Genomic DNA, 9,715 nt, shown 5'->3' with positions numbered 1-9,715 from the left:
GGTTGCCGCGCGGAGCGCGGCAACCCTCTTTTGGGGTTTGTGTCCTGATACAGTTGACGGCAGCTATAAGTAATCACTTATATAGGAAATTCTGATATATATTTCTTGTAAATATAATATAAACTTAATTGAGTAGCTAAGCATAGATAAATATAAAGCCAAAAGCCTGTATCGCTCATTTAGTAAGCAGTTTAGGTTCTTACTTTAGGATTTGCCTATACTAAATTACTTACGAACTTAGGAATTGGGCTTCGCCAAAATAAGCAAAATAGGAGAAATTGATGCAAAAGTCACCTAGTCAGCTATCAAGTCAATCAATTACATGGATCGAACGCAATTTTATCGTTCGGGCTTTAGAATCCATCCAAGACTTGATCGTGATCTCCTTATGTCTCGGATTGTTTGGGGTGATGGTATTTCAGCTCAAGGCTATGTTTACTTCGCTATTGTCACCATCAAATTTCAACTTTCATGCCATAACTGCGGATATTTTATTTGTCTTGATTTTGGTTGAGTTGTTTCGATTGTTGATTATTTACTTGCAAGAACATCGGGTTTCGATCGGGGTAGCGGTAGAGGTTTCTATTGTTTCCGTATTGAGGGAAGTAATTGTGCGCGGGGTCTTAGAGACTCCTTGGATTCAGATCTTGGCAACGGGGGGATTTTTATTGGTTTTAGCCGTGCTGCTGTTGGTGAGGGTCTGGATTCCACCCACCTTTGAGGGAATCGATCCTGAAACGCGAATCGTGCAAGCCTACAATTCGCATAAAGAAGTATTAAAGAATTAATACCAATTCACGAAAGTGTGACAACACTTTTGTGAATTAAACACCAATTTGAGCTTTGGTATAATAAATGACCCCGCCTGCGGCGGGGTCATTTATTAATTTTGCAAATGTTTTTTAAAGAAGTCTAGAGTGTGACCAATCTCTAAGACTTGATTGCTGCGCTTGCTGGAGCCGTGACCTTCGTCGGGGAAGATGACAAGTTGTGAGGGGATTTTTTTCTGTTCGAGGATTTTTTGAATTTGGACAGCTTCCCCAACGGGGACGCGGGGATCGTTAGCTCCTTGAATGATCAGTAGGGGCGATTTGATGCGATCGCTATAGGTGACAGGCGATAAATCGATCAGAGCTTGACGGTCTTTAACGGGATCGCCATATTTACTGATCCGCAAGATGCGGCGATAGGGAGCGGTGTTATTTAAAAATGTAATCAGATTACTAATGCCCACGATCGATACGCCTGCATCATAGCTACCTGCAAATTTGGACATGCCCATAAGGGCGGCGTAGCCTCCATAGCTCCCACCGAGAATACCGATTTTGGGGATGATGCCATTGACTTGCCAATTTTTGCGAAGGTAAATCGATGCATCTTCGATATCGGTGATTACCTTAAGGCGATCGCTTCCATTGTCAGCATTGAGCCAAGCTTTGCCATAGCCCTCACTACCGCGCACATTTGGCTCGACGAATACAAATCCTGCATTGACAAATATTTGAGCGTAACGATTAAATCCTGGAATGCTTTGTCCTTCAGGGCCACCGTGAAAATGCACAATTACGGGGCAGGGCTTTGGCAGGGGATTTTGAGGCGAATTTTCGCATTGCGGCGATCGATAGACAAATATGGGAATTGTTTTGCCATCTCTTGTGGGATAGCTTTCTAACTTAGCTACCGCGAACTTACTTGTGTCGATTTCGGGCGTACTAGGTAATAACCATTGGGTGAGTTGCTCGGTTTGCCAATCATAAATATAGCTAAGCCTTGGGGATTTTGCCGTTTCCACGCCCAGAGTCGTAAATCTTCCGTTCCTTGTCGTTTGTCCTGCGTAAACATGATCGGCGTTAGGAAATTGGGGAAGCGCGATCGCCTCAAAGGTTGTTGCCGCGATCGCCTGCAAGCGGTTGTAGCCACCATCATTAATTGAGTAGAGAATGCGTTGGCGTTGGTCATCAATATTAAAGCTGGCGATATCCGCTTTGATTTCGGGCGTAATCGGTGTGAATTGTTGATTTTGGTAGCGATAAAGACGACGAAACTCGCCAAACTTGGGAGTTAAGACTAAATATTCACCTTTATTGGCTCCATACTGGACGCTGTATTCTTGCTGTTCGTTTTGACCGATCAGAGGTGTTGTCTGACGAGTCTTGACATCATATTCGTAATATTCGCGGGATTGACTACCTGTGGCTTTAGCAAAGAGAAATTTTTCGCGATCGCCAGTTTGGAGGTTTACATACACATCCGCAATCCACCAAATCCCCTCACCGCCAGAAATTTGCACCTTTTTTTTGGTTTGCAAATCGTAGCGATATATGACTGATGAGTCGGGCTTGATGTCATTGGCACTGAAATAAATCGTGCGGGAGTCATTACCGACATATTGCAGTAAAGTGCGCACACCTGCTTGGTGCTGAATTAACTCTAAGGCTCCGCCGTTAGTTGATTGTAAATAAAGCCCTGGATTTTCCTCCCCTTGGCGATCGCGTGATAGCAGTAGGTATTTGCCATCGGGAGTCATACCTGCGATCGTCGTGGCATCCTGTCCGCCCGTCACCTGTATCGGAAATCTTTGCGCCCCATCCAGTCTCCAAACCTGAACCGTACCCGTAATGCTCCAAGTAAAAAACATCCGCTTGCCATCGGGAGTAACCATTCCGAGCCCTGGCGATCGCACATCGAGGATAGCCTCGATCGGGCGAGTGACATTGGCGGGTAAAGCGGTTGGGGCATAACGTTTGATTGTGGCAGGATCGAGGCTATCCTTTCCTAAACCTGAATATTGAGCTTGGACAGAAACAGGCGTTGACAGGACATTTAAAAGCAGAATGCAACTGACTAAAAAACTTTTTTTCATTAGTTTTATCATTTTTTAATGATATTATCGTGATTTTTTGTATCTTTCTTTCATTTAGGAAAAACTTATTTTAAATAAATTTTTAGGATTGTAAGTCTCAACTAAATTTTAGACTTGTGATAAAACGCAAGTTCGATAGGGGAATACTAGGGTAAAGGGATAGAAATCTACTAAACGTTGGTTAATTTAAGAATTTTAGCGAGTAAAACCCATGAAAAAGTTATTGACTGCTTCTGCATTTTTGACTGCTACATCGCTTCTGGGAATGGTGGGGAATGCCCAAGCAGCAACTATTTCTGCTTTGACAGGTTACTCAACTATGGGCGGAGCCTCTACGGGTATGCAAGTAAGGGTTACCTTTGCCGATAATACGACCAGTACGGGGGTATGGTCTGCGGTTGATTTCTACAGCGGTGCAGCTTCGGCTGATGGCTGGACTTTGTTTCAGTCGGGCGATACCTTTGGAAATCCTTGGACTTTTAGCAACAATTCATCCAAAACTATTTCCTCCTTATTTATTAACGCGATCGCTGGTTCTACCTTATTTGACCGAACTAATCCCAATCCTGGGACGACTGGTTCTGCCGCAGGATGGGATTTCACCCCAGTGAGTGGATCGTCGCCGACTTCGTTTACCTATAGCAATATTGTTAACCTTGTCGGTCAGCCTGCGGTTGGCGATCTCTATGCGGCTCTAACCATTAATTGGGATAGCGGCTTCTCCACGGGTAGTAACCTGAGTTTCATTGCCGATACAGACAGTGCAATTTCTGTTATCGATCCTTCCAATCCTCAACCCGTTCCCGTACCTGCGGCTTTTATTGGTATTGGTTTGGCTGGTGCTTTCTTGGCCAAAAAAGAAATTAGCCGCAGGCAAAAATCTCACAAAGCTTAGCAATGACTTCATTGCTGTAAGCATCAAAACCCAAGAAGAGGGTTGGCGCGAAGCGCCAACCTTCTTCTTGGGTTTTGATTTTGTCTTCACATCAGTGGCTACGGCTATATAGCTGCCGTCAACTGTATCAAGAAAGCCCAAAAGAGAGTTGCCGTGCTCCGTACGGCAACTCTCTTTTGGGCTTTAACCAATTCACGAAAATGTGATACCAAAGCTCAAAATGGCGTAGCCATTTTGAGCTTTGGTATTAAATAGGTGATTGCGAATCTTGCTGATCGCGTAGAGTATGAAAGTCTTTTTCGGGATTCCATTGAATGGAGCCATCGCGCCCCGTCCAAAACACCCTAACTTTGGCATCGTAAAGTTGATTGACCATTTCTTCGACAACGCTAGTTGCTGAAGCGATCGCAATTGTCGGTTTGATCGCCTGTAAAATCACGGGATCGATCTGAATTCCCGTCCACCAAAGCACATTAGCCGTTAGCTGGGGCAGTAATTCTTTTTTAGCAGCGATCGCTTGTTGGGATTTGGGATCGGTATTAGCAAGCAATAACCATGATAGGTCGCCCGTTTTCAGCTTTAAAACGTCAGGTGATTGATTGAGTAATTGAATCTGGACTTGATTGTTAATGGTTAAGCTTTCGCCAACCTTGAGCGAGGCGAGGGGGGTTTTGGCATTAGCAAGGGTCTGTTGGAGATCTTGGTAGGGTTTTGGGGTGACCCCAAGACTGATATCGCGAAATTGGCTAATCGCTACGGAACTGGTCAGCGCATTCCAGCCATCGCTGACATCGGGCTGTGTATCCGTAGAAACGCCCCAATCGAGGCGATTAATGCCTAGTTTTTGTAAGAATGGAATTAAGGTAAAGTTGGCAAATTGACGATCGCCGCTATTAATCAAAACCGTTTGATTTTGATTTCTAATTAGCATAATCGGCACATCATTAAAGGCTGGGATGGTGACCTGAAAAGAATTTTGCTGGGCGAGCGTATTGGGGACAAATAAGACCACACAGGCAAGAACAAAGGCGATCGTCCAACGCTGCATCTTGGCAAACCAAGGCAAGAGCCAGATCGCCACAAATAATATATAGGCGATTAACATCTGCCAGATACTAATCGCGCCCACGCTGATGCTGGCATTCGGTAAATTATTAATCCATTGGGCAATATCGATCGTCCAATGTAGTAGGGGGTATAGTAACCAAGCGATCGCCGCCCCTAGGGGGACAAAAATAATTGCCAATAGTCCACTAATGATGCCCCCATAGGTCGCGATCGAGACTAAAGGCGTGGTCAATACATTCGCAATTAAGCTATAGGGAGAGAGCTTGCCAAATACCAATAGTTGCAGGGGCAAAGTCCAGATATAGGCGGCAATTGGGACGGATAGCAATTCGGCGATCGTCGGGGGGAGCCATTCCAGACGTTCGGCGATCGATCGCGAGGTGGTCAGTAACCCAAAGGTTGCCAGAAAACTAAACTGGAAGCCTAAATCCCAGATCCACTGGGGCTGATAGAGCAATAGTAATACTGCCGTAATTAGTAAACCGATCACAGGACGGCTACGGCGCTGTACCACTAAACCGATCAAACTCCCAAAACCCATCAGTACGGCTCGCAGGATCGATGGACTAGCACCTGTCAGCAGTAAATATCCACCCAAGCAACAACAGCCAACCGCAAACTTGATCTTGAGTGAACTATTGTTGGTTAAAGCGATCGCCGCCCCGAGTACCAAAGTAACCTGAAAGCCCGAAGCCGCTAACACCGCTGCCAATCCTGCTTGAATAAAAGCATCCTTCAGATCGCTGGGTAAGTCCACAGCGCGACTTCCTAATACCAAAGAGCTAAGTAAAGAACCCTCTGGCACGCCTGCGCCCATCACATGGGCGCGAACGATACGGCTGATAAACCACCATTCCCCAAAACTCACGGGATTTCCCTGCATAACTAGCGATCGCCCACTTAACCCCGCAAATACTCCCTGACGCGCTAGATAGGACTTAAAATCAAAGGCTCCAAAATTATCAGCACGACTCGGCAAATAAAGCCTGCCCGATAGCTCGATCTCTTGACCGACCCGCAAACCAGTTACTTCAATTAGGGGCACAGTTACATATAGCTTGCCTGATGTTGCCATAAACTTCTTGTCATTATCCGCATTAGCCGCATTACTGCTCGGATCACTAGAAGTACGATCCTTGAGATCTTTAATATTGACTTTGCCAGAAAGGTTAACCTCCTGCACAGCTAACAAAAACTTGGCTCTCTCACTACGGGTTAAGCTAGGCGATTCAATGACCCTCCCTCGTACGATCACATTGGAGAGTGGGGCGTATTTGGAGATATCATCAGCCGATGGCTGTGGCGTGCGAATTTTTAAATAAAAACAAGCAAAAATTGCCACGATTGTTGCTAAGAGATAGACCCATCGCTTAGGTCCCAATCGCCAAATCGCGGGAACTAGCATCGATAAACCAAAGCCAATTCCAAAGACTACATAAAAACCTGTCCAATCTGGTAAGAAACTGGCATAGGCTCCTGCAATAAAGAATAAAGACAGAACTAGGGCAACTTGCGACTTCATTGGCTCAACTTAAATCATCGCCATAACTATTCCGAATCGCCCGATCGCTAAATTCTGATGGGGGGCGATCGTTACTCCAAGCCCACCATACCGATTGGCATTCACATTGATAAAATTCCTGCCACTTGCGTTGATGATTTTCGGTATAAACAGGCGATCGACGGTTAACCCACACAGCCTTGGCACTGCTTGGCGCTTGTCCGCAACGAGGACAGCAAAACCCATCAGCATGTGTTGCCTTTTCGACCCACTCTGGAGGAATTGGATTGAAAGCTTCCATAAAATTAGAAGGAAAATTATTCTGGGTCTATTCTAAGTATCTAGGCGCAGTTAAATATATAAAATCCCAAAAGCTGTAGCGCACGCGCAGCGTGCGCTACAGCTTTTGAATCTGGTTTTTGACTCTGGTTTTTAACTATGCCCAGCTACTTATGCAAAGCATAATAACAGCAAATAGTAATGTCTATGATGCCAAGGGAATCGCCAAAAATGAAGTTTTTTAGCCTTTCAAACTGTAAAAAATGGCATTATTTTTAGGGAATATGGCTTTAATCCTAAAATCTTACTCAGGGATAAGGGTATAAATCAAATGATCCAGATGAATCTTCAGGTCTTTTGTGTCTGCTAGTTTTCTACTTAGTTCTGTGTCATTTGGTCAAAGTTTTGAACTTGCGTATTCTGCGACTAGTCTTTCTAACTTCGTTGCACAATCCAGTAATGCCGAAGCTTTGCTCGAACCAAGGCAAGATTATCGGGTAGTCCTAAAAAGGAAAGGATTTAAACAGGTAAGGATGGGCGGCGCGAAGCGCCGCCCATCCTTACCTGTTTAGCACTACCGATTATCGAGGTGCGATCGCTGACTCTATCAACAACAAGGAAAAACGTCAAATTATGATGACGCACAAAATCTTATTAGAGAATTAGGCGGCTAAGAGTATGAAATTATTTTTTCTTGCTAAACCAAAGTTCCAAATCTGCAAGACTTTGAAAATCCAAAATTGCTTCAGCAAGACTCTCTAAGCGAGGGATATGGGCATTGGTCAGTTAATCAGGGATAGGTTCTGAAATGCCCATTTCATGACGATAAAAAGAACGAAAATTCATCGATCACGTTTTAACTGACCAATACCTTTATCTAAAACTAAACCAGCCAACACATAGGTGGCAGCTCCTATAGTTTTGCGAGTATTAAGATCAGGAATTTCATCAATTTTGTGAGCAATATCTTGTAATAAATACTCTCTATTACTCTCATTGACAAGTATAGCAAAGGGCAACATACCTGTAAGTTCTAAAAAATTAGCGAGTGGTTGTTCCCATAGCAACCATGAGGCAATATTGGTGGAGTAGGTTTCGGCAAGAAATTTGCAAATATTGTCAAACATCGACCAATTTTAGGCTTCTTGACTAATATTCACAAGAAAACTTTACTGCTAGCCTCATATCTTACAACCTCCCAAATATTAACAACTATAAATATTCACGCTAAGATGTAAAGGTTTGTTACAGATTTTTATTCCTTCCATCTTTAGTGAATCGTGTCAGTTTTATCCTCTGAACCCAATTATCGTTGGAGTCGTGACAACTACTCTGAACTTGCCCGCACCATTGATATTTGGCGCACAGTCCTCATATTCTCTTGGATGATTTGGCTTGACAACAAAAAATGGAGCTATGTTGGGGGCAAGACTGAAGCCAAGGTCAAAAAACGTACTCGAAAAAGAGCCATTTGGTTGCGCGAGTCCATGCTGCAACTTGGTCCAACCTTTATTAAGGTGGGACAACTTTTATCAACCCGTGCCGATATTTTGCCTGCGGAATCTGTAGAGGAACTATCAAAATTACAGGATAAAGTCCCTGCTTTTACGGCGGCGAAGGCAAAGCAAATCATTGAGTCTGATTTGGCTAAGCCCATCGATCACATGTTTGGCTATTTCGATCCCATTCCCCTTGCAGCGGCGAGTCTCGGTCAAGTCCATAAGGCTCAATTGCATACGGGCGAAGAGATTGTTGTTAAGGTGCAACGTCCAGGGCTGTTGAAGTTATTTGCGATCGATTTAGGTATTCTCAAGCGAATTGCCCAATATTTTCAAAATCATCCTAAGTACGGCAGGGGGCGAGATTGGGTTGGTATTTATGAAGAATGCAGCAAGATCCTCTATCAGGAAGCAGATTATTTAAATGAAGGTAAGAATGCTGACATTTTTCGCCGTAATTTTCGAGGCGATCTCCGCATTATGGTGCCAAGGGTGTATTGGCGCTATGCCTCAAAACGGGTACTGACCCTTGAGTATATGCCAGGGATTAAAGTTAGTAACTATGAAGCCCTAGAAGCCGCAGGAATCGATCGCAAGGTGATCGCGCGCATTGGGGCAGAGTCTTATTTAGAGCAGTTGCTCAATCACGGATTTTTTCATGCCGATCCCCATCCTGGCAACTTAGCGGTCACGGCAAAAGGCGAATTGATTTTCTACGATTTCGGCATGATGGGACAGATCCAATCGATCACCCGCGAGAAATTATTGCGAACCTTCTTTGGGATTGCTCAAAAAGATGCCGAAGTCGTAATTAATTCTTTGATCGATCTCGGTGCATTAGAGGTTACTGGCGATACAGGTCCCTTGCGGCGATCGGTGCAATATATGCTTGATAACTTCATGGGACAGTCTATGGAGAAGCAATCCGTTGCGGCTATTAGTGACGATCTGTACGACATTGCCTATGACCAACCATTTCGATTTCCCGCCACATTTACCTTTGTCATGCGGGCTCTCTCTACATTAGAGGGACTGGGCAAAGGACTTGATCCCAGCTTTAACTTTATGGAAGTCGCAAAACCCTACGCAACTAATCTTATGGAAAATGGTAGCGCTAAAGAATCGGGAAATTTATCCACGGCTTTTTTCGGTGAATTAGGTAGGCAGGCTACTCAGGTGAGTAGCACGGCGATCGCTTTACCTCGGCGCATCGATGAAACCCTCTCGAAACTAGATCGTGGCGATATCCGTGTGCGGGTCAAATCGCAAGAAACCGATCGCCTCTTACGCAGACTGAGTAATGTTGGTATCGGCGCAATTTATGCTCTACTCGGTGCGACATGTTTTTTATGCGCCACCCTCTTATTTATTAATGGGCTCCAGATCCCTGCCATCATTACAGCCACCCTAGCGGGCTTTTTTGTCCTAATACTGTTGCGATTGTTATCAAAAATTGACCGCCCTGAACGATGATTGGCTAGCATTACGCAAACAGCAATAAGTAGCTAGGCATAATTAATTACAAACCAAAACCCATAAAGTTGTGTCCTTTAGGGGCGCAAATTTACGGGTTTTGGTAATTTATTTTGTAAAAGCACTTATTGATGATG

Annotated in this window: 9 protein-coding genes; 4 read left to right on the top strand and 5 right to left on the bottom strand. The window is 44.4% G+C overall.

The genetic code is table 11. The features are described 5' to 3' along the window. Window positions 1–281: 281 nt before the first annotated feature. Entirely contained in the window at window positions 282–788 is a 507-nt protein-coding gene (locus tag PSE7429_RS06750; RefSeq protein ID WP_009626354.1) for a phosphate-starvation-inducible PsiE family protein, read from the top strand. Window positions 789–883: 95 nt separating this feature from the next. Here the strand turns inward: PSE7429_RS06750 and PSE7429_RS06745 are convergent, their stop codons facing one another. Beyond that, on the bottom strand, window positions 884–2,863 hold the full coding sequence (locus PSE7429_RS06745) for a S9 family peptidase (RefSeq protein ID WP_009626353.1): 1,980 nt from the start codon (window positions 2,861–2,863) through the stop codon (window positions 884–886). A gap of 211 nt (window positions 2,864–3,074) precedes the next feature. On the opposite strand from PSE7429_RS06745, the gene PSE7429_RS06740 reads away from it, so the two are divergent. After that, on the top strand, window positions 3,075–3,758 hold the full coding sequence (locus PSE7429_RS06740) for a hypothetical protein (RefSeq protein ID WP_009626352.1): 684 nt from the start codon (window positions 3,075–3,077) through the stop codon (window positions 3,756–3,758). 247 nt (window positions 3,759–4,005) lie between these two features. Here the strand turns inward: PSE7429_RS06740 and PSE7429_RS06735 are convergent, their stop codons facing one another. Both PSE7429_RS06735 and PSE7429_RS06730 read right to left on the bottom strand, forming a co-directional pair. Next, a complete protein-coding gene (locus PSE7429_RS06735; protein WP_009626351.1) occupies window positions 4,006–6,348 on the bottom strand; it encodes a ComEC/Rec2 family competence protein in 2,343 nt (780 codons plus the stop codon). 4 nt (window positions 6,349–6,352) lie between these two features. After that, window positions 6,353–6,628 carry a hypothetical protein gene (locus tag PSE7429_RS06730; protein ID WP_009626350.1) on the bottom strand — a complete coding sequence of 92 codons (276 nt, stop codon included), beginning with the start codon at window positions 6,626–6,628 and terminating at the stop codon, window positions 6,353–6,355. A 364-nt stretch (window positions 6,629–6,992) separates the two neighbouring features. On the opposite strand from PSE7429_RS06730, the gene PSE7429_RS25930 reads away from it, so the two are divergent. Further along, window positions 6,993–7,178: a hypothetical protein gene (locus PSE7429_RS25930; RefSeq protein WP_158467617.1), complete on the top strand. Its 186-nt coding sequence runs from the start codon at window positions 6,993–6,995 to the stop codon at window positions 7,176–7,178. A gap of 112 nt (window positions 7,179–7,290) precedes the next feature. Here the strand turns inward: PSE7429_RS25930 and PSE7429_RS27895 are convergent, their stop codons facing one another. Both PSE7429_RS27895 and PSE7429_RS06725 read right to left on the bottom strand, forming a co-directional pair. Continuing rightward, window positions 7,291–7,377, bottom strand: coding sequence for a DUF4351 domain-containing protein (locus tag PSE7429_RS27895; RefSeq protein WP_407681156.1), 87 nt, complete (start codon window positions 7,375–7,377; stop codon window positions 7,291–7,293). A gap of 71 nt (window positions 7,378–7,448) precedes the next feature. Then, window positions 7,449–7,733, bottom strand: coding sequence for a hypothetical protein (locus PSE7429_RS06725; protein WP_009626349.1), 285 nt, complete (start codon window positions 7,731–7,733; stop codon window positions 7,449–7,451). Window positions 7,734–7,886: 153 nt separating this feature from the next. Here PSE7429_RS06725 and PSE7429_RS06720 point away from each other — a divergent pair, with 153 nt between their 5' ends. Further along, window positions 7,887–9,578: an ABC1 kinase family protein gene (locus PSE7429_RS06720; RefSeq protein ID WP_009626348.1), complete on the top strand. Its 1,692-nt coding sequence runs from the start codon at window positions 7,887–7,889 to the stop codon at window positions 9,576–9,578. The last annotated feature ends 137 nt before the right edge of the window (window positions 9,579–9,715 follow it).

Origin of the sequence: Pseudanabaena biceps PCC 7429, from assembly GCF_000332215.1 — a bacterium.
Classification (GTDB): Bacteria; Cyanobacteriota; Cyanobacteriia; order Pseudanabaenales; family Pseudanabaenaceae; genus Pseudanabaena; species Pseudanabaena biceps.
This window is presented reverse-complemented; position numbering and strand designations above follow the sequence as displayed.